The sequence below is a fragment of the Clostridium fungisolvens genome (assembly GCF_014193895.1).
Lineage (GTDB): Bacteria > Bacillota > Clostridia > Clostridiales > Clostridiaceae > Clostridium_AR > Clostridium_AR fungisolvens.
The window spans coordinates 344,222-364,489 of the sequence record NZ_BLZR01000001.1 but is presented as its reverse complement, the minus strand read 5'-3'; the positions used below and the strand labels follow the sequence as shown (position 1 = coordinate 364,489).

Annotated in this window: 14 protein-coding genes; 1 reads left to right on the top strand and 13 read right to left on the bottom strand. The window is 34.1% G+C overall.

Translation table 11 applies throughout. The features are described 5' to 3' along the window. The first annotated feature begins 177 nt into the window (after positions 1 to 177). Positions 178 to 687: a hypothetical protein gene (locus bsdtw1_RS01390; RefSeq protein WP_183275810.1), complete on the top strand. Its 510-nt coding sequence runs from the start codon at positions 178 to 180 to the stop codon at positions 685 to 687. A gap of 106 nt (positions 688 to 793) precedes the next feature. On the opposite strand, the gene bsdtw1_RS01385 is transcribed toward bsdtw1_RS01390, so the two are convergent. The 13 genes from bsdtw1_RS01385 to bsdtw1_RS01325 form a co-directional block, all read right to left on the bottom strand. Then, a complete protein-coding gene (locus bsdtw1_RS01385; RefSeq protein WP_183275809.1) occupies positions 794 to 1,090 on the bottom strand; it encodes a WXG100 family type VII secretion target in 297 nt (98 codons plus the stop codon). Positions 1,091 to 1,150: 60 nt separating this feature from the next. Next, positions 1,151 to 1,468 (bottom strand): WXG100 family type VII secretion target, encoded by a 318-nt coding sequence (locus bsdtw1_RS01380; protein WP_183275808.1) that lies wholly within the window; start codon positions 1,466 to 1,468, stop codon positions 1,151 to 1,153. Positions 1,469 to 1,470: 2 nt separating this feature from the next. Then, entirely contained in the window at positions 1,471 to 2,796 is a 1,326-nt protein-coding gene (locus tag bsdtw1_RS01375) for a tetratricopeptide repeat protein (RefSeq protein ID WP_183275807.1), read from the bottom strand. A 67-nt stretch (positions 2,797 to 2,863) separates the two neighbouring features. After that, positions 2,864 to 3,403 carry a hypothetical protein gene (locus tag bsdtw1_RS01370; RefSeq protein WP_183275806.1) on the bottom strand — a complete coding sequence of 180 codons (540 nt, stop codon included), beginning with the start codon at positions 3,401 to 3,403 and terminating at the stop codon, positions 2,864 to 2,866. 65 nt (positions 3,404 to 3,468) lie between these two features. Continuing rightward, positions 3,469 to 4,044 carry a hypothetical protein gene (locus bsdtw1_RS01365; RefSeq protein WP_183275805.1) on the bottom strand — a complete coding sequence of 192 codons (576 nt, stop codon included), beginning with the start codon at positions 4,042 to 4,044 and terminating at the stop codon, positions 3,469 to 3,471. A gap of 11 nt (positions 4,045 to 4,055) precedes the next feature. Then, positions 4,056 to 5,513: a hypothetical protein gene (locus tag bsdtw1_RS01360; protein ID WP_183275804.1), complete on the bottom strand. Its 1,458-nt coding sequence runs from the start codon at positions 5,511 to 5,513 to the stop codon at positions 4,056 to 4,058. A gap of 14 nt (positions 5,514 to 5,527) precedes the next feature. Then, positions 5,528 to 5,959 carry a hypothetical protein gene (locus bsdtw1_RS01355; RefSeq protein WP_183275803.1) on the bottom strand — a complete coding sequence of 144 codons (432 nt, stop codon included), beginning with the start codon at positions 5,957 to 5,959 and terminating at the stop codon, positions 5,528 to 5,530. A 17-nt stretch (positions 5,960 to 5,976) separates the two neighbouring features. Then, positions 5,977 to 6,303, bottom strand: a complete 327-nt coding sequence (locus tag bsdtw1_RS01350; RefSeq protein WP_183275802.1) for a WXG100 family type VII secretion target — start codon at positions 6,301 to 6,303, stop codon at positions 5,977 to 5,979. Between the two features lie 15 nt (positions 6,304 to 6,318). After that, positions 6,319 to 10,830, bottom strand: a complete 4,512-nt coding sequence (gene essC, locus bsdtw1_RS01345; RefSeq protein WP_183275801.1) for a type VII secretion protein EssC — start codon at positions 10,828 to 10,830, stop codon at positions 6,319 to 6,321. A gap of 11 nt (positions 10,831 to 10,841) precedes the next feature. After that, positions 10,842 to 11,096: an EsaB/YukD family protein gene (locus tag bsdtw1_RS01340; RefSeq protein WP_183275800.1), complete on the bottom strand. Its 255-nt coding sequence runs from the start codon at positions 11,094 to 11,096 to the stop codon at positions 10,842 to 10,844. A gap of 9 nt (positions 11,097 to 11,105) precedes the next feature. After that, positions 11,106 to 12,164: an AAA family ATPase gene (locus bsdtw1_RS01335; protein WP_183275799.1), complete on the bottom strand. Its 1,059-nt coding sequence runs from the start codon at positions 12,162 to 12,164 to the stop codon at positions 11,106 to 11,108. Between the two features lie 13 nt (positions 12,165 to 12,177). After that, the gene (locus bsdtw1_RS01330) at positions 12,178 to 13,092 is read right to left on the bottom strand and encodes an FHA domain-containing protein (protein ID WP_183275798.1); all 915 of its coding nucleotides are present in this window, start codon (positions 13,090 to 13,092) and stop codon (positions 12,178 to 12,180) included. A 135-nt stretch (positions 13,093 to 13,227) separates the two neighbouring features. After that, positions 13,228 to 20,232 carry an InlB B-repeat-containing protein gene (locus bsdtw1_RS01325; protein WP_183275797.1) on the bottom strand — a complete coding sequence of 2,335 codons (7,005 nt, stop codon included), beginning with the start codon at positions 20,230 to 20,232 and terminating at the stop codon, positions 13,228 to 13,230. Positions 20,233 to 20,268 lie beyond the last annotated feature (36 nt).

Below are 20,268 nucleotides of genomic sequence, written 5' to 3'. Positions count from 1 at the left end.
GTTTTTAAAAAATTTACAATTTAAAGCCAAAGTTATAATGATTAATGGCATATATACTTTATGTATAGATAAACTAGTTCAGTCCTTAAACTCCTTGGATAAATTCTAATATGAAGTAGTTCATCTATAGATGTCCCACTTAATAATAAAATTAATATTAATGAGAGGTGTTTAAATATGGCACGAAAAAGAAAGAGTAAAGACTTTGTTATAGGACCTGATGATTTGGGTTACGAAGAAGAAGAAGTGGATATGAATGGATTTGTTGACTTTGAAGATGGTCAACATATTAAACCAAATGAAGTTTTAGTAGCACGTTTTAACTTCTTTGATGATAATTCTGAAAATATCACTAGCAGTGATACTCACAGTACTCTAGATGCTTCAAAAGATAAGACTATAATAAAAGAAGCTGATGAAAATAAAGCTACTGATACTTCTACCCAAGCTAAAAAAAACATAGTAGATATTAGAACCACTAAAATATCAGCTAATGGAGTAACCCCTCCTGTAGACGGAGAATTTTTCACTATTAAAAGAACCTATACCTTAAGAAAGTCTACAGTTAAGATGCTTAATCATATAAAAGCCTTAGATGATGATATAAATGTGTATATGAATACTTTGGTTGATGATGCTATAAGATATTACTATGACCATATCCTTAATAAATCAAAGAATGTTTGATTATTTCCTAAAAAATAAACCACCAGCAAAAATTGATATAAACAATTTTAGGAGGCTAAAATCAGCCTCCCAAAATCCATTTCTTTTTAAAAGCAATATCTAAGTATTATTGCGCTCCTTTAAACCCACTCTGTAACTGCTCATCAACACCAGCAAATGCTTCAGCAGCAGAAACAGTAGCTTTTCCTATGGTATCCACTAACTCTGGAAATTTATCAAGGCTTTGCTTCATTGTTGTATACATTTCGAAGTATGCATCCTGAGCCAAACCATCCCATCCATCAATAATTTCATGTACTTTGCTATCAATAGTCTTAAGAATATCTGATAGATCTCCAGCGTAACCAATAAGATCATTTCCCTCCCCATTCAGAGTTTCAGGGGTAACTCTAATACTTGCCATAATTTTTATCTCCTTCCTATTATTTAATCTATACTAGCATCAGCCACTGGCTGTTATGCTCTAAATTTGGGTTCTTTCTATATTGTTTTCTACCAATGAATCATATTGAGAGGCAGCCTCCTGAAGAATTTCTCTTAAGGTGTCTAACAAGTCAGCATATTTTTCAATGTTGTCTCTCCAATTTGTGTTAACCATTTTATAGAACGCAGTTCCAGCAGGTGTTGTCCATCCATTGTCCTTTAATTCTTTAAGACAGGTTTCAAGTTTCTCAGACATAGACCTTAAATCAGTAGCAATATTGCCATACTTACTTCCAAATTGCCTCAGTGCATCTGTATCAAATGCCATATCTGTATTCATCTCATATGCTAAAGCCATATCTATTTACCATCCTGTTCATAGACATTTTTTAAGTCAGGTTTTAATTTATATGCCTTCTGAAGTTCCTCTTTGGCTAAAGTTGCCTTGCCCAAGGAACGATAAACATCAGCTCTCAATGTATAAACTTCAGCGATATTTTCGCTGATTCCAAATATGAAGTCCAAAAGTTCTAGAGCTTTATCATACTCCTCTATATCCTTCAAACACATAACCCTATACAAATAAATATCTATAGCTGAAGGATTTTCTAAAGTAGCTAAACGGTAAATAGAATTAGCTTCTTTATATAGAGGCTTTGCTTCCTCCACTCTTCCTAACTGGCGCAGACAAAACGGTTTATAGTATAAAGCTGCATAGTAATAAGAATCTTCCTGGTCCTTTGTGATAAGAGTTGTTGCAATTTCCAGTGCACTATCATAATCTTTTTGTGCAAGGTAGAAGTTCATTAGCATAAAACGCGCTTCACCATCAAAATATTCAGCGTTCTCAAGTGCAATACATTCCTTGCAGCATGCTATTGCTCGTTCTATATCGTTTTTCTCAGCTGCAACTTGGGCCTCAAGCATTGTAAAGGCTTGCTTTGAATCCTCAAAATATTTCATTTTTTTAGCAGTTTCTATAAGCTTATAAGCTAACTCCAATTCGCCACTTAGTGCAACACATTTAACATAATCGTACATTAAATCAGCATCTTGTGGAAAACGAATGGAAGCTGCTTTGGCAAATTCCATAGCTTCTTTAAGTTCACCCTTGTGAATTAGTAATTGTGTTTTCAGGTGATATCCATCATACATTTCAGGATTATTCTTCAATAATTCATCGTTGCTTTCCTCAGCACCGTCAATCATATTTAAACGAACTAAAGTAGTGATTTTCTTAATAAGATAATCTGGTCTTGAAGGATTTTTAATACATGCCTTTTGAAAATACCTCAAAGCCATATGTTGGTCATTTAGATACTCATACGCCATTCCCATAAAAAACAGCATCTCGTCACTATCATAGCCTGAAGTAATAGCTAGATTATAGTATTCAAGACCTTCATGAACATCATCACTCATAAAACATGCATTACCATAGAGGAAATAGAGTTCTCCTCTCTTTTCAATTAAGAGTGCCTTCTTATACATACTTTTAGCTTCTCTGTATTCTTGAGTCGCCATATGAAGATCACCATAATTTTTATAATTCTCCATTAACATCGGATCAATTTCTATGGCTTTATCAAATTTTTCTTTTGCAGCTTGTATATTTCCCGCCTTAAGAAGAAGTGCGCCTTGTTGGTTTAGGTCCAAGGCTTCTAGCCTCAATTCGTTTGTTTCCATAGCTACCTCCTAAATATTAAAAAACTCTTTACCTGTTTCACTTTACCTCTTTGAATTTCTTTACAGACTAATACTTGATCACAGACTTGTACCATTGGTGCCACGGCTTGCCGTATGTAACCCTCATTAGTAGTGGAAATATAATTAAAATGGCAGTGGCTCCCCCTAATACGATAAACAATCTACTTATCTTTGAATCATTGTTTGCTGTAGGCTCAGCACCTATCAATTTATCTTGAGCATCAAAGTATAATCTAATTTCATCTCCTTGCTTTACAGAGCTCGCATTAATTCCAAGCTCTTCAAGCGAAACATACTTTAGCGTGTTTTGTACGTATCTTACTTTGGTACCTTCAACAGTGCCTGCTCTTCTTGCAGAATATTGTCCAAAGGAAGAAGTAAATGTATAAGCAATTGTAATTCCAATGATAGTAATAATTATCCCTACTACAATAAGAGTTGAAATTATTGAAATTTTAAATGATTTAGCCGCATGCTCTTCAAGTTCAGTTTTATTTGGCTTTTTTAGGAGCACCATTCCTATTCTTAGTACTCTTGACCCACGTTGTATTGCTAATGCATTAGCAAAGTAACTTATATCCTCCATAAGGTACACCTCCATTATATTAACTCTTTAATTATGGTATTTTAATTTATTGTCCTAAGTATTTATTAGCTATTCTCAATTACAACTTTAATAGAGGAGTGATTTTCAATTTCTGCTACAAAATCCACTTCTGGTGCCGCACTTGTATAGAAAAAACAAATACCACCATCTGTAGTTCTGTGATAGGTTGGTTCATTAGGTAAACTGCCATCTTTGTTATAGTCATAAAAAATTCCTTCTACAACTCCAATAATATTAATTCGCTCAGTAGCAGTTCTAAATTTACATGTTTCTATATCCTTGTAATAAAACTTGAAAATTTCTTTTCTTATATGGTTTTTGTTATAATAATGTTTTTCACGGTACACTATAATATAATCGTCATAAAACTGTAGTTGTATCGGAGATGGTACTCTTTCGTTATTTGTCCATAAATAAGCTTTAATACCAACAAAAATCAAAAGCAGCCGAACTCCCCATGATATTGGCGAAAACAAATTTCCATGGAAAACAAAAGAAAAAATTAAAAGAATACTCACTATTATCAAAACTGTCCTTCTAATAAAAGCATGTGAGCCACTTTCATCTTTTGGGACGAGAAGTGCTTCATTAGTTTTTAATACATAATTTGGTGTATTCATACTTCCACTCCTTAAGCTACTCGTATTTTCGAAAAATCTTGATTAATTTCCGGTATATGTGTATCCGGTATAGATATTTTTATATGGCTACCTCTAGAAAGTTTTTCCATAACATCTGCTTTAACTGGTGAATCTTTTGAAAAAGCTGGATTTTTAACAACTTTTGAATCAATCTTGTCATAAATATCATAAAAATCATCAAAAACAATAGCATCATACCTTGAACCTGCTGTTATTGGTAAACCTGCAACTGTAATACAAGGCCTTGCAACACTACCAAAGCCAGCAAATAAGCCATCTTTTGTTGTATCTTTTATGACTCCCAATATATTTTTAGTTGTTTTAAGTGAATCTAATTTTGAGTCAAAGTTCCTAAAACTGTTGTTAAAATTCTTCTTAAGATCACTTATAAAGTTTTCTTTTGCCCAATCAAAATAAACTGAATCTTTCATTTTTATCGCACATTTCATTTCGGTCCATCCATTTGTAAAGGTATTTTTTAATTTTAATCCAAATGCTTTGAAGTTATCTATTTTTAGTACCTCACCTATTTTGATATTTTTTACATCTGTGGTAAGTCCTTTTGTCCATTTATATCCCTTCTTCAAAAGTTCACCAGCACTACCAACAACCGAAACAATAGTACAAACAGCATCTAGCACATCAATACCTGCAGCTAAGCCGTGCAATGACTTACTGTCAGATTCTGTTCTAATTGTATCTGTAAGAGTATCTTCAGAACTCCTTCTCTTGCCAGTGGCGGGATCACCATTCCTAGTAGCATTATAAGCTCGGCCTTCATTAACCAAATTAGTAATTCCATTAACCCCTGCTATAATGCCACCAATTAAACTGGCAACAGCCACTATCATAGCAAACAAAGCCCCACCTGCTAATAGTGTAGTAATAGCTGCCACCACGGTTACTACAGCAATTGCTATCTCTAATATGGCAACTATAGTCCCTTTAATTAAATCTTCTCCCCCTTCATAGTTGTACCAATCTTCAATCTTTTGCTTAAAATAATCGTCCTCTGCATCAGATAAATCATCGCCATCACCAAGCCATCTGCCAAAGGCGGTTGAATTTCCTATACTAGTAAGGAAGTAATTAAATGTATTTTGTATCTTGCTATTACTTATTCCGTGATTTTGCTTAAATGTAGCTGTCAATGTTGAGACTTTTGATCTGACACTTTTATCTGTACTTCTGCACTCTTTTTCTAAGTTAGTAAGACTAGTAGCATATTTTTCATATTGTTCTGATTGACTTCTGAGTTCTGAAATTTTTGAACTAATATGATTAGAGGCTGTTGAAATATTTGAAGACCTTGGACCATTGTAGTTATTTAGTTTTTTATAAACACTTTTATTTATAGCATCAGCATAATCATCCAGTCTTTTAGCAACATGCTTAGCTTCACTTGAAGCATTTGATAAACTATTATAGGATATTGAAACTACACTCATATTAATCCTCCCTTCTAAAGCATTTTCTTTAATAGATCTGCCGCTGCTTTCTCGGCAGCTGCTCTTTCTTCAGCTTTCTTTTCTAAATACTTTTTATAGTAATAGTCCCTGTCAGAAATCGCCTGATTCCTTAAATTATTTATTCGAGAAATTTCCTCCTCAAGTGCATACTTTGATGCCCCCAATTGGCTATCTGCATCTACTGATTTCGCCTTTTTCATTTCAAAAGCATTAGCTTTTGTTGTAAAGAAATTATTATGACGTACGGCATCATTAAGGTTGTTTACTAAAGCATCGAGTTCATTGTTGACGTAACTTATTTCATCTCCAAGGTCATAGTTTAGATTATCCAGAATTTTATGCAAATCTTTTAAGTTATCCTCATAATCCTCAACTTCATTTTTTTTCTCCCTATATTTACTGTAGTAATAGGAACTACTAGCCATTTACAAACCTCCTCTCACTAGCCTTTCATAGCCATGCTATATTGTTGACGCAACTTATCATCTGAAGTTTCATAATCCGCTTCTGCTTTTACTAAAGCATCATAAATCTCCTTCAGTGTATCTCCAAAGTCATCAATCTTCCTTATGAGAAGATTATATTGTGATTCAAATTCATTACGACCTTCTCCAACCCAATTCTCTCTAACGCTTTGCGTAATTTTAGCAACTTCAAGATTAACTTCCTTATATGACTCCACAATGGCCTTAATTTGAGAATGTGCAGCATAAATTTTCGCTGTATCAATACTCCCAGAGCAAACCCCTTTACTCGAATCACTTGCCATAAATAACACCTCGCTTTAATCAAAAATTTTAATTCTTGTGTAAACTCCGCCTTCAAATCTATAACCCATAGTTTTATCAAAGGAGCCTTCATTACGATTTCTCCCTGAAATTTCAAACATCTTACTTTCTGACAATGGAGCAAAAAGTATAGCTTTCCGCTCATCTTTAAGTGCCTTTAGTACATCTGAAGCATTGAAGCCAACAGGTTGATTATCAACTACTGTCAGTAGAATAAACGCTCCTGCAGAATTTGCACCTTTTATAACTTCTGTAAATGCTTTACTGTCACTTCTATCGTTACATATCTTTTTGAAGACTTCAGCATTGTTAAGCACTAAGATTAAGTAAGGTCTATCCTCATCATCTCGTCTTCTGGAAATCTCATCACAATATTCATTAACAAATTCAATACCCTCTGAAACATCACTTGTATATCTTTTTACAAACCCAAATGATGAACTCTCCTTTAATACTTTAGCCTTATCATCAATTACATAAACCTCGATATTGTGGAATATGATTGTTTCTTTCATCAATCGAAGCAGATTTAAAGTAAACCTTTCTTTACACTCAGCATCACCTAGCAAAGTCATTGAACCACAATTATTTAAATTTATTGATGAATAGCTAACTGTTGCAAAATCCATTCCTATTGGCAGTATGCCCTTCTTTCTAAATTCAGTACTGTTAGCTGCCATTGCTTGCTGAAGGATAAGTTTCTCAGGAACCATAGGTATTTCTCGTGCCTTGCAGGAACAGCTTGGATTACGCTGTTCAATAAATTGTTTTAATTCCATACTTCTTTCTGCTTCCTTATCACCTTTACCAAAAATTGCAACCTGATATTCTAGTATACGTCTATCCATCATTATCAAACCACTTCCTGGGTTCTCTCTAGGAGTTTCTCTGCAATGACCCAATACACTGCTATACTCATTGGTGTCGTTACAATTTAGTACGATTTTTCTACCAAAGTTTGCCTGAGCCCTATAGCTTATTGCATTTGATGTTGCTGCAGTTATAATAAATGAGATTCCAACTCCCTGTGCTTCTCTACTTAGACTATTAAGCTCGTCTGCCTGATCTGGAAAATACTCCTTAAAGGCCGCCATATTATCTATAGCTACAACAATCATAGGTATATCCTTGTAGCCTGCATCCAAGTATGAAGAGAAATTACCAACACCTTTACTTGAAAGGATATTTTTTCGTTCAACCACAATGGTATTAAGAAGCTTAAAAAGATTTTTACATTTTTCTTCTTCATTTGATAAAACAACACCACCCACATGTTTGGAGTTCTCAAATATTTTTAACACCATACTTCCGCAGTCAATTAAATAAATACTCACCTGAGAAGGATCATACTTTCTTATCAATCCATATGTGATAGTTTGAAGCATCACTGTTTTTCCAGATTGTGCTGAGCCAACAACAAAGATATTTTCTTTTGAAGGTTCCAATATTACTTCTCCCTGAAGCTGTTGTTCAGGGTCGTCAAACATACCAATAGGTACAGAAATGTTAAAATTACTATTATTATCATAGTTTAGTTTATCTGTTTTTATTATCTCCTCAAGAGATGGAAGACAGATTCCAGATAGTTTATTGATTCCTTTGGCTTCACAGAAGTCACTTACATATTCTACAATTGCCTGAAGTTGACTCTTTGTTTCAGTAACTATCTGTTTTTTGCGATTAGTATATACAAGAGTTTTCTTGCCCCATACATTTCGTTCGTAAATCTGAAAGATATTTTCATTCATACTATTGCCTGTTGGTACATTTCCACCACTATAAGCGGATTGAAATAAATCAAATATCTCATTATTACCAACTTGAAAGTAAGCACGTCCTGGCTCAACAATTTCTGCCGCCAAAGGAGTCTTAATAACCTCATTACTGTCTTCTCTGGTTTGAACCTTAAGACATAGTTTAAAATTAGAATTACTCCATATTTGATTGTCAACAACACCAGCAGGTTTTTGTGTGGCAAGTATTAGATGAATTCCCAAGGTTCTTCCTATACGTGCTGCACTTATAATCTCTTTCATAAAATCAGGATATTCTGCTTTAAGTTCTGCAAATTCATCCACAATCATTATTAGATGAGGCAATGGCTCAGCTACCTTACTTGCTTTGTAGAGTTTAATATAATCGTTAATATGATTCACGCCACATTCTGAAAACATCCTTTGGCGCTTAACTAATTCAGCTTTGATAGATAGTAGAGATCTGTTGATTTCTCGGCCGTCTATATTGGTTATAGTTCCAATCAAATGAGGCAAACTCTTGAATTGATTTGCCATACCACCACCCTTAAAGTCAATGATAACAAATCCAACCTCATATGGATGAAATAGTGATGCCATAGAAAGAATATAAGTCTGAATTATTTCACTTTTACCTGAACCTGTGGTACCTGCCACTAATCCATGAGGCCCATGGGCACCAGCCTTATCACTTATATCAAGATAAACCATCTGATTTTTGCTTTTCACTCCAAGGGGAGCTGCCATACTATTATATACAAGTGCTTTATTCCATCTTTCTGACAAGTTTAAATCTTCTACTGACAAGATCCCTAAAAGTTCAAACATTGAAATGTTTTTTGTCAGCTGTCCTTCCAGGGTGACTTCATCAACAGTAACTGCTCCTAGCTTTAATGCAACCTCTAGAGCAGTTTCATTAGTTATTGAAGGGTATATAAAACTAGCCAGTTCATCACCATTTTTTGTTTTTAATGCTATACCCTTCTGCTTTGATTCTATTCTAATAACCTCCGTGCATCCTTGAGGTAAGTTTTCTTCGTATTCTTCAAAAAATACAAAGGTAAATCCATAATCTGCACAGTTCTTGATATATTTTGAAACAGGATGGCTACTGATAGCCGAAGTGTCTGTAACAAAAATAACGTAATATTCATCAAAAGAAAGCTCCTTATTTTCTTGTTTTGCATTTTCTCTTGCTGAAAGTATGATGTATAAATTCTCTAATAACACATTCTTGCTTTCTTCATCACATATTATATTTCTAACATCAAGTTGTTTATTTTCAACATTACGTAGCCATCTTATCCAGCTCATTTCCTGGACATCATTCTCATTAAATATATATACAAACTTCACCTCGCCGTAAAAACAGCGCACTGCTATATCTAATGTAAAGTTCTTAATTATTTGCTTAATTTCTGACTTTTCGCCCACAACTCCAACACCACAGGATGCATTGAAGTCGGATATAATAGGAGCATCCTCAATATATCTATAATCTTCAGCTACTTGCTCAGGTAAAATCGCCAGTGGATCCTCCAAGTCTATAAAATCTTGTTTGGTATATTTAACTTCATTCGAAGAAACTATCTTTCCTTTCCCTAAATAAACTTGTAGAAAATCAATATCTCCAGGTGTCTTTTCAAACAATCGTCTTCCAAAACACTCAACTTCACGAATACTGTTTTCTAAGGACTCATAGATTAGATTTCTTATACGAAGTTCGTCAGCACGTACCTCTTCAATTACTTTTCGTTTTTCTTCAATATATTTATTGTATGTTTCAATTCTTTTTGCATAGTCCTTTTTATAATTTGACTTATCCTGAAAGTATACTGTTATAGACATCACTATACCTAAGGTCATAGACACAGCACTATAAATTACAAAAGTTCCTCCTCCACCCATAACTCCTCTAAGAACAATGGTCATTGCGAGCATTACTACTGCAGGAATTAAAGACATAGCAATATTATTTTTTGGCTTCTGAGGTTTTTGTATTGGTTGTTGAATCTCTAACTCTTCTTCTGGTACAACATACTGAATTCTTGTATTCCTATTGAATTTTGGATACTCAAAATGAGTATTATGATTTTCCACTAGTTCATATGACAATCCATTAACTTGAAGGGTATTGTCAGAAGTTGTATAGATTGCACCTTGTTTATAATAAAAGCTAAACCCAACAACTGAGAAAAAGTCACAATCTTTTATTACTTCTTTAGTTACCTTGAGCCCATTTACATAAATACCATACCTTGTTTTATAATCTTCTATTTGAAATTTATTATTAACATACTTTAAGAAAAAGCAGTCATCACCCAAATATTTATCTGTAATCTTGATGTCGCAATCATTTGTGCCACCAATTTTAATTTGAGATCTTCCAGAAATCATAATCTTTTTGTTATAATTTTTCTTCTCGTAATCAAAATCAATCATAAAGGACAATTCAAATAATTCATTGTCTGAGTCTTGATATTTAACTGTAATTTTCTCTCCATGAGTTAATTGTTTGGTTAATAGTTTTCTTACATCTCCTAAAGAAATGTAGAGATTTTCAGAGCAGAAAATGGACCATTCAGAGTTTTTCTTTACAAATGTCAACTCAATCTGTCCAAAAAACAATTCTTTTCTTAAACGAACATCACAATCGACACTTGTACCGATTCTAATTTCTTGAGCTTCTGGTTCTAACTCTATTTCTTTATATAACTTTTTACTTGAAATAATTATCTTATATCTATTATCCATACCATCAGCTCCTATTCTGTATAGTTAATGCTACTTCCATCTCGAATCCCATAATCTGCAAGTGTCTTATTTCCACGAAGCAGAGCAATTGGATTCTCCGATTTCATATAGCAATTCTTAATATCTGAAATATCAATCTGTAAATCATATGCTTCATTTAAAGCTAAAACCAATTCGTTTGCGGATATGTTTAACGGAACATCTAAATCTACAGTATAGTTCCTCTTACTTATGTTAAAAATAACAATGGCTGTATCTTTTCCCATATTAACCCCCTACACAACTAAAAATGCAATTTTTTGAATACCGTTATCTTTTGATAGTTCTTCACATTTCATCTGGTCGTAATTATTGAAATGTTCAATGTAGTCATTGACAGTAAATTTCAATGCCATATTTGGAGAAATGAGCGCGTTATAATCGTACTTCTCAAAATTGTTACACACAAATATGTATTTATCAGAATTTGTACCATTTATATTGGCTACGAGAAGATTTGTTGCAAAAACAGAATTACTTGTTTGTTCCATAACTACAATTACTTTGTCTGCAATATTTATAAGTTTGGCTAAGTCCTCATCAAAAGTAGTATCTGCATCTATCACGATATAGTCATAATCATTAGATTTTTTCGCTGAAAGTGCAATCTTATGGTAAATTGAATAAGGAAGTCCTAGTGACATTAGCGATGCTTTGAAAGGCGGAAGATAACTAAAAATCTCTTTTCTAATAATATGTTTTATCTCTGAATATATGTTTACATTTGCTCCTGCAAGCTTTGCATATATATCAGTAGCTGAAATGACACTTGCATTGTCAAGTATCCTCTGGAAACTTTGCAGTCTTGCAGCATTGATATACATTACCTTTTTATAACTCTTTGTTAAGCAAGAACTAATTCCTAATGCTACGGTTGTTTTTCCTACTCCCCCACAAGCTGAGCAAACAAGCACTATTTGAGGTTCTTTTTTTTCGCTTTCATCTATATTTAACGCACTTGCACCTTTCCCCGAAATCTGGTTAAAGATTTCTTTAATACTTGTGTACTTAAACAAACGATTAAGATTTAATTCATCTGTTTGACCTTCTTCATACTGTTCCATCATGATGAACAAATTACCAATATTATGTCTTTGTAACGATGAATCGTATAAATCCTCCGATACTATCAAAATCTCTGCTTTTTGAGGAGTTGAAAATAAATTATCAAAATATGCCCTGTCTGTAATAATTTCTAATTCAATCTTGTTGAAAAATTCCTCAACAAACTTCAATTGAAGTGGAATTACATAGTTTAAATCTGTATCAGCGATAATAATTCTTGGTTTTGCCATTTTTCACACCGTCCTAACCTATCATGATTTGAAAATCACTATTTGCCAAACGAATCACATCACTATTCTTAATTGGATGGGGCTGGTTAGGTAATAACTTGACTTTATTAACATAAGTCCCATTTGCACTACCTAAGTCTGTCAGCATGAATTGTGCCCCATTGTTTGTAACCTTACAATGAACTCGGCTAATGGATTTATTAAAAGTAATAGCTCCATCTACCATAGAAGCATTTTTTCCTAGAATAAACTCATTTTTATCTACTATAATTTCAACATGCATTGGTGCATTCATTGCTACGATACGCATTATTTTATTATCATGGCTATTATCTGATTCAAATCTTGGCTTTACATTTGTAACCTTAATGCCTTTAATTCTATTAAATATATCCTCTAAGGAATACATTCCATTAGATAGATCCATAGCAAGCTGCATGGTTTTTTCATTGGAAATTGAAGATACGCTATTAATTAACTTGACTAAATTGGTTCTTAATTCGTTCTCAAAGGCAGCATTATCATTAAAAGCTTTTTTACTTACTGGGATATACACCAAATTAACCTTTAAGGTATTTACATCGATAAAAATCTTATCAAAAGAAATATCAATGTTCTGACAAGAAAGGAAGCCGTTGCTTTTAACTTCTATAATATTATTAAAAAGGTTAGCAACAATTGTCATAAAACTCTCAGTACTTATGGATGTAAGTATAGATGCAAATGTTTTAAAATTTCCTGACATATAGAAAAATTCTGTCTTTCCATTATGTAACATTTTCATACATTTGATAAATCCATTAATGCCTTGGCTTTGCAACACTTTATAATCAGTCAATAAAAACTGACTATTATCATTCAATATATATGAAAAATTGGCACCACAAGCTAATTCGTTAATTACACCCTTTTCTAATAATGCATTCATATATCATCATCCTTTACATTCAGCTATTTATCACAAATAATACCTCCTATAAATAAAGATATTATTTCTAACAAATAGTCTCGGCATATCCTGTGTAGTTTTTACCCTGCACAGGATATGAGCAAGACTTATTTTTTATAATCCAATTTCAGATTTATTTTTGAATTTCTTCTTTCTGTTGTAAATCAAATACCATATTCCTGCTACAAATACTGCAATTCCACCAATTGAACCCCAGAATAACGGTTTGTCTGCATACCATCGTACAAAACTATTTGTAGATACTGTTACTGCTTTTTCAAACTTATAAGCACTCTTGAAGTTCTCCGAAGCTGTATCAGTAATGTTTCCAGCCATATCCTCAACAACCAGTCGAACTGTCTGCTTAGAACTACTTTCGCTAATTACGAAGCTACCAGAATAGTTGTTCATATCACCAGAGAAATCTGTAATTGTATCTCCCTGCTGTTTTCCGTTAACATACACCTTCACTGACTTTAAGCCAATGGTATCAAATAATGTATACTTAACAGTTACTTTCTGTGCATTAATAATAGCTTTTTCCAAACCTACAACGCTTGTCAATTCAGGAACTGTGTTATCTACTCTAAACAAAATTGATTTGTCTTTATAGTTTGTATTTTCAGGGGCATTTCCTGTAGCATCTTTAGAAGCAATGGATATCTTATATACACCGTCCTTAGCAAAGTTTTCTTTGCTGATAGTGTACTGGTATTGGAACCAACCACTGTTACCAATGCCAACTTGGTCATTGATTACAGGAGAAACATTGTACTTAACATCTGATAATGGCTTACCATCACAAGTGATTTTAATTACAAGAGACTCACTTACTAAACGATCTGGATTGTATTCTGTAATAACCAAGTCATTTTTTAATGTTTGTGTGTAAGCTCCACCATTTGCAATTAGTGATCTAAGGTAATCACTATATTCATATACAGATCCAAAACGGTTTACTGTAAATGTCACTTTCTTTTCACTTTCATTGCCTGCCTTGTCAAGCATCTTTACATAAAGTGTATAAATACCATCATTTTTCTGTTCTTTTGTAAATGTATCGTTCTTTCCAGAACCACCCTGAGCATCAATACTTAATGTCTTGATGAATTCCTTAGTAACATCTACATCTTTCTCTCCCATAATGGTTCTTGTAAGTTTAACTTCGTAATTGCTGTAGTTGATATCAGAGAAGCTAATTACAGGGATAACGTCTCCTTTATAAGCCTTTCCGTTTTCAACTCCTGTAATTTCTGGTTCTTTGATATCCATATCAACTGTGAAGTCCTTCGCTGCCACTGAGCTTCCATAATTTGCTTCTGCACTTTCATTACCAGCCATATCCTGCATCTTAACGTCAAAGGTATAATCGCCATCAGCATTATAAGAAATAGTTGCTGTATGAACGTCTCCATTATTACTCCAAGCTGCAGAAGGCACAGCTATTGTTGTTCCACCTTTAGTTGCAGTCTGAGTAAATTTAACTCTGCCTACATCAAAATTGTGTTCCTTAACAACAATAGTTGCAGTACGATTAGCTTTGAAATACTTATCGTTCTGTGCGTTATTATTGTCATAGCTTACTGAAACCACAGGTAAGGTTTGGTCCACAGTAAACTCTTTAGGATTAGTTGTTCCAGCTGCGTAGTTTTCTCCAGCACATTTATTGTCAGCAAGATCTTTATACTCAATCTTAAAGGTGTAGTCACCATCTTCATGATAGGTAATTGTTGCTGTGTGTGTGGTATTGTCCTGATTTCCACTTCCTACAACTTCTTTCCAACTGCTGATTTCAGGAATCTTTCCATCAGTGTTAGTCATTGTAATATTCACATCTTCAGCCTTGAAGTTTCTTTCAGTTACTACAACTGTTGCTACTCTATCTTTCTTGTAATACTTTCCACTGTCTCCATCATTGTTACTATAACTAATGTCAATAGTAGGTGATGTAATATCAATCTTTATAGAAACTTTATCTTTAGAAGAATTCAAAGCATTATCTTCGGCGTAAATTTCAACCACAACATCATTGCTGTTGTTCTTTTTACTATCAACAGTAATATCACCAGTCCAAGTCTTCAGCAAATCATCACGACTTGGAGTCTTATTAGTAAAGGAATATAATGTTCCACTTTGTGTTTCTTTACCCATATTCAAGACTTTATAATTAACTGTCTTTAAGCCTGAATAAGTACCGCCAACCAATGGATCATCAACCTTAATTGAAACTTTTACATCTCCATTGTACAAACCATTTATAGGCTTCTCTGGTGTTATAGTTATTTGCGGAGCAATTGACTCCTCACGAGGAGAAGTATCATCTACTATCATTCCGTCGGTGCTGATGTAGCTAACATTACCAGCTTTATCTGTAATCTTAAGATAAACTGTAAACTGTTCATTAGCTGCCACAGAGAAACCGTCAAATGTTTGCCAAGAGGTAACTTCCTTAACTTCTGCTTCTGTAAGAGCTTTTGCTGCATCAGTCTTGTAATATACAACACTGTCAACAGGAGAGGTTGCATCATCTGAAGTACCTGTCAAAGCGATTTTCTTTCCAGACCAGAAACCAAATTTCAAGGAATCAATAAGCTCATTCCAAGTTTCTTCACGACCTTCTTCTGATTTCGCCTTAACTGTTCCAGTAGGTGCATTAGTATCTACTGTAAATTTATAAGGTGCAACTGAAGTATCTGTGTTTACACTACTATTTCCATTATCAGCTTTATCAATATAGGAAATTGCAAATGTATAGTTAGCATCTTTAGAATATTTGATAGTAGCAGTATGGGTTGCTGCATCAGCAGTAGCCCCTTCTTTTGTTGTCCAACTGCTTATCATTGCTGAAGGGTCAATTGCAACTTTATTTCCCTTTGAATCAACTGCTGTGATAACAATCCCTTTTGTAGCAGCATCTGCATCAAAGTGATGAGTTCTCTCTGTTATAACAACAGTAGCCATACGATTTGCATTAAAATAGGTGTTTCCATTGTTATCAGTGTTGTTGTCATAAGTTACCTTGATTGAAGGAGCAGTAACATCAATATCAAGAGGTATTGACTTTGTATCTTCGTTTCCTGCATTATCAACAGTTTTTACATACACAACAACATTACAACTATTATTCTTTTTGGCATCTACTGAGATGCTTCCAGTCCAGTCTTTAAGAAGCTCTGCTTGGGTAGGATTAGTTTTGCTAAATGTATACAAATTGCCTTTCTGAGTAGGATTAGCTGCATCATTATCCTTTACTACCCAATAATCCACTGTCTTAATACCTGAATATGGTACTGCATCTGAAACCTTAATTGCTACATTTACGTCATCCTTATAAGTGCCATTCTTGTTAGGTTCATCTGGAGTAATGGCTATATCACTCTTAACCTTATCTACAATATATCCATCAGAATTGATGTAAATATAGTTTCCTGCATGATCTGTAATCTTCAAATAAACAACAAACTGCTCATCAGCATTCACTGTGAAATCTTCGTAAGGTTCAAAACTCTTACTATCTAGTTCCTCTGCTGTCATAGCAATAGGATTACTTGTTTTATAGTATTCAATTACTACAGGACTTGTGGCATCGTCGGCAGTTGCTTTAACCTGAACATCTGCATTGCTATACAAGCCAAATGTAAGTACATTAAGTAATTTACTCCAAATACTTGTACCAACAGATACTGTTCCAGTAGGATCAGTTTTATCTACAGTAAACTTGAATGGTGTAGTACCTGTTGCGTTAACTGGTTTCATATGATTATCTGCTTTATTTGTGTAATCAAAAGACCAAGTGTAGTTTCCATCATCTGAAAATGTGATGTTTGCAGTATGAACATTACCATCACTAGACCATTTGCTAATCATACTACTAGTATCTAATGTAACAGCTTTTCCCTTTGCATCTACTGCATTTATAACAATTCCAGCTGTTGCAGCTTCAGCATTAAAAGCAGAGGCTCTATCAGTAACCTGAATGGTTGCAACTCGATTCACTCCAAAATATCCATTATCTCCAACTACTTTGTTGGCTGTATCGCTAAAGGATACATTAACTACAGGTTCATCTGTATTAATAGAAAGAGGAATTGATTTTTCAGATTTTCCCCCTGCATTGTCATAAGAAATAACAGTTACTTTAACTTGATCATCGTTATTTTTTACCTTATCAACTGTAATACTTCCACTCCAATCCTTTTTAAGTTCAGCCTGTGTAGGATTCATTTTATCAAAGGTATACAAATTGCCACTCTGAGTAACTGTTCCATTGTTTTCAACAGTATAATCAATAGTCTTTATACCAGAGTAAGCCTTTCCATCAACAACTCCATCATTTACCTTAATAGCAACATCAACATCTTTATTGTATAAACCGTTTTTATTAGGCGCATCAGGTGTTAATGTAATTTCGCTTTCTGTCATATCAACAATAATTCCGTTTGTGCTGACGTATAAAGTATTTCCCGCATAATCAGTAATTCTTGCATATACCTCAAACTGTTCATCAGAACTCACAGTATATTTTTCAGAAACAAATTTACCACTATCGTAAAGAGCAGTTAGCTCTTCTTTTGTTAAAGCGGTTGTTGTATTGGATTTATAGTACTTAATATCATACACAGGTGAGGTTATATCGGTTCCTTTTGCTTCTGCTGAAACGGAGTAGTTTTTCCAAATACCAAAAGTAATAGTTGAAAGCAACTGATTCCAGGTTGTTTTTTCCAATGCAATAGAACCAACAGGGGCTGCTTTGTCCACAACGAATTCATACACCGAATCACCTGTAGTAGAAGCAGAATCATTTGTAAGGTCAGCCTTGTTTGTATAAGACAACTGCCACTTATAATTTGCATCTGTGCTAAACGTAAGTGTAGCTGTATGAGTATCACCACTATGAGACCACTCACTTAACATTGCAGATTTTGAAACAATAACATCGTTACCTGCTTGGTTTTTAGCCGTAATATTTAATCCGTTCAATACTGCTGTTTCATCAAAGCTTGTTGCTCTATCAACAATTGTAATAGTTGCTTTCCTGTCTGAGTTATAATATCCAGCTTTCGCTTCAGGATGAAGAGTTCCATCAATGCTTATGCTTACTACCGGTTTTGTTGTATTGATTTTCAGGTTCTTTGTTTCTGTGGTAATATTTCCAGAAGCATCTGTTACTTCCACAATTACTTGTACATTATCACTATTGTTTTTGCTTGCATCAACTACAATATTTCCATTGTATGTGGGTTCATTATTAACAGTAATAGTATCATGTTGCGTTTCAACACCATTATTTTTTACCCAATACTCTACATTAGCAATGCCTGAATAAGAATCAGGGTCTTCAGCAGCAATTGCTACATTTACATCTTTATTATAATAGTCATAGCTATTTGCTTTATCTGGGTTTAAGGTAACTGTAGGTTCAGTTTTATCAATTACAAGCTTTAAGCCACCATCAGGCAACTCCACCTTGTGCCAAGTTGGATGTAAAGAACATTCATCCTTGTAGAAAATTTCAAGTTTTTCAATAGTGGTAGTTTCTGTTATAGAACGTGTAGGCTTTTTCGTAAGAATGCCACCTTTTTCTCCATTAATTCTCATACCCTCTTTGGTAGTTGAAAGTGTAACTGTACTGTCCTTTTTAAACACGTACAAAGCAGCCTGACTATCAACTCTTACTGCGTCGCTGGAGTTAAAAGACACATCTGTCATCTCTACAATAGGCATCTGTTTGAAACTAACAACTATATTTTTATCATTCACAATGTTATTAATTGTGAACTGAACAGAATCGTTATCCACCTGTTCTACATCTACACTTGTTCCATCAACTGTAACGGATTGGAGAACGTAGCCACTATCAGGAGTAAGTGTAACCTTAGTGCTGCCGTCATAATCTACGTTAGCATTTTCAATTACAACTTTACCATTGGCAGGCTGATTAGCAGTCACTTTACATATATTAGGAGCAAAAGTAATCTCATATGAATAATCTTTTTCTATCTTTATAACAGTATCTTGATAAGACTTTCCATTCTCCGTATAATCTGTAGTTAAACCATTCTTTACAACCTTTGATACACGGTAGTTTGGGTTTGGTGTAGCTGTTACTTCAATATTATTTCCTTCTTTAACAGTAACCTGTCCACCCGCACAAGCAGGATCAGTAACTACTGTTCCTTTTGCATTATCGTATGTGACCACAATTGTATATACCTTTACAAAGGTAGCAGAAACTGTAACATCTTTGCTGACAGCAATATCTTTAGTGAATTTAGAAACGTCGCTAACGGTCTGAGTTACTCCATCAATTACAACACCTGAAATCTCATATCCACTGTCTGGAGTAACAGAAACACTTACCAATGCATCTTTGTCAACGGTAACACTATTCACTTTATTGTTATTAAGCGAAATTGTTCCACCGCTACCAGCTGAAGCTGTAATAGTATATTCAATACCAAACTCAACAACGATTTGGGTATCCTTTAAAATCTTCAAAGCATTATTGCTATAGGCTTTGTATTTTTCAACAGGAATACTTTCAGTTCCAATTGTCAGTGATTTTATATAAGCTTTTCCACCATCAACATCAACTGGTGTAACTTCAAGTGCAATTGTATCTTCTTTATTAACAGTAACACCTGAGCTTTCAGCACCATTGATTTTAACAGTACCACTTCCACTCTTGACAACAGACAGGTTAGCCGTTGCAGGTGGTGTAGCAGATAGGACTACATCGATATTGCCTTTTGCATCTGAAACTGGCACATCATCAGCTTGTTTTGTTGTATATCCAGATTTAGCAATAGAATAGCTAATAGTAATTGTGCCATCTGTGATTGCATCAGTATGATTTGCCAGCTCTGTAACAACAACATAACCATCTGCATCCGTTTGACTACTTCCAGTTTCAACCACAGAAGAAGTATCTTTAACTTCATATGTTACAGTAGCATCACTAACAGCAATACCATTTGAGTCCTTCACATTAATCGTAAATGCTTCTGGATTTCTCTCATTTGCAGCAAAAGCTGTTGTAGGCATTAAATATGCTACAGTAATAAGAGCGAGTACCATAGCAAAAATACGATCTGTGATCTTGGTTTTGCACTTACCCATTTTTTTCATTCTCCTTTTTGACCTTTTTATCTTTTC

What these genes read in the sequence shown, in the direction of transcription:
- bsdtw1_RS01355 (WP_183275803.1), bottom strand. Translation starts at nt 5,959, where the DNA reads ATGGCTAGTAGTTCCTATTACTACAGTAAATATAGGGAGAAAAAAAAT.
- bsdtw1_RS01330 (WP_183275798.1), bottom strand. Translation starts at nt 13,092, where the DNA reads ATGAATGCATTATTAGAAAAGGGTGTAATTAACGAATTAGCTTGTGGT.
- bsdtw1_RS01325 (WP_183275797.1), bottom strand. Translation starts at nt 20,232, where the DNA reads ATGGGTAAGTGCAAAACCAAGATCACAGATCGTATTTTTGCTATGGTA.
- bsdtw1_RS01340 (WP_183275800.1), bottom strand. Translation starts at nt 11,096, where the DNA reads ATGGGAAAAGATACAGCCATTGTTATTTTTAACATAAGTAAGAGGAAC.
- bsdtw1_RS01370 (WP_183275806.1), bottom strand. Translation starts at nt 3,403, where the DNA reads ATGGAGGATATAAGTTACTTTGCTAATGCATTAGCAATACAACGTGGG.
- bsdtw1_RS01360 (WP_183275804.1), bottom strand. Translation starts at nt 5,513, where the DNA reads ATGAGTGTAGTTTCAATATCCTATAATAGTTTATCAAATGCTTCAAGT.
- bsdtw1_RS01335 (WP_183275799.1), bottom strand. Translation starts at nt 12,164, where the DNA reads ATGGCAAAACCAAGAATTATTATCGCTGATACAGATTTAAACTATGTA.
- bsdtw1_RS01375 (WP_183275807.1), bottom strand. Translation starts at nt 2,796, where the DNA reads ATGGAAACAAACGAATTGAGGCTAGAAGCCTTGGACCTAAACCAACAA.
- bsdtw1_RS01380 (WP_183275808.1), bottom strand. Translation starts at nt 1,468, where the DNA reads ATGGCTTTAGCATATGAGATGAATACAGATATGGCATTTGATACAGAT.
- bsdtw1_RS01350 (WP_183275802.1), bottom strand. Translation starts at nt 6,303, where the DNA reads ATGGCAAGTGATTCGAGTAAAGGGGTTTGCTCTGGGAGTATTGATACA.
- bsdtw1_RS01390 (WP_183275810.1), top strand. Translation starts at nt 178, where the DNA reads ATGGCACGAAAAAGAAAGAGTAAAGACTTTGTTATAGGACCTGATGAT.
- essC (WP_183275801.1), bottom strand. Translation starts at nt 10,830, where the DNA reads ATGGATAATAGATATAAGATAATTATTTCAAGTAAAAAGTTATATAAA.
- bsdtw1_RS01365 (WP_183275805.1), bottom strand. Translation starts at nt 4,044, where the DNA reads ATGAATACACCAAATTATGTATTAAAAACTAATGAAGCACTTCTCGTC.
- bsdtw1_RS01385 (WP_183275809.1), bottom strand. Translation starts at nt 1,090, where the DNA reads ATGGCAAGTATTAGAGTTACCCCTGAAACTCTGAATGGGGAGGGAAAT.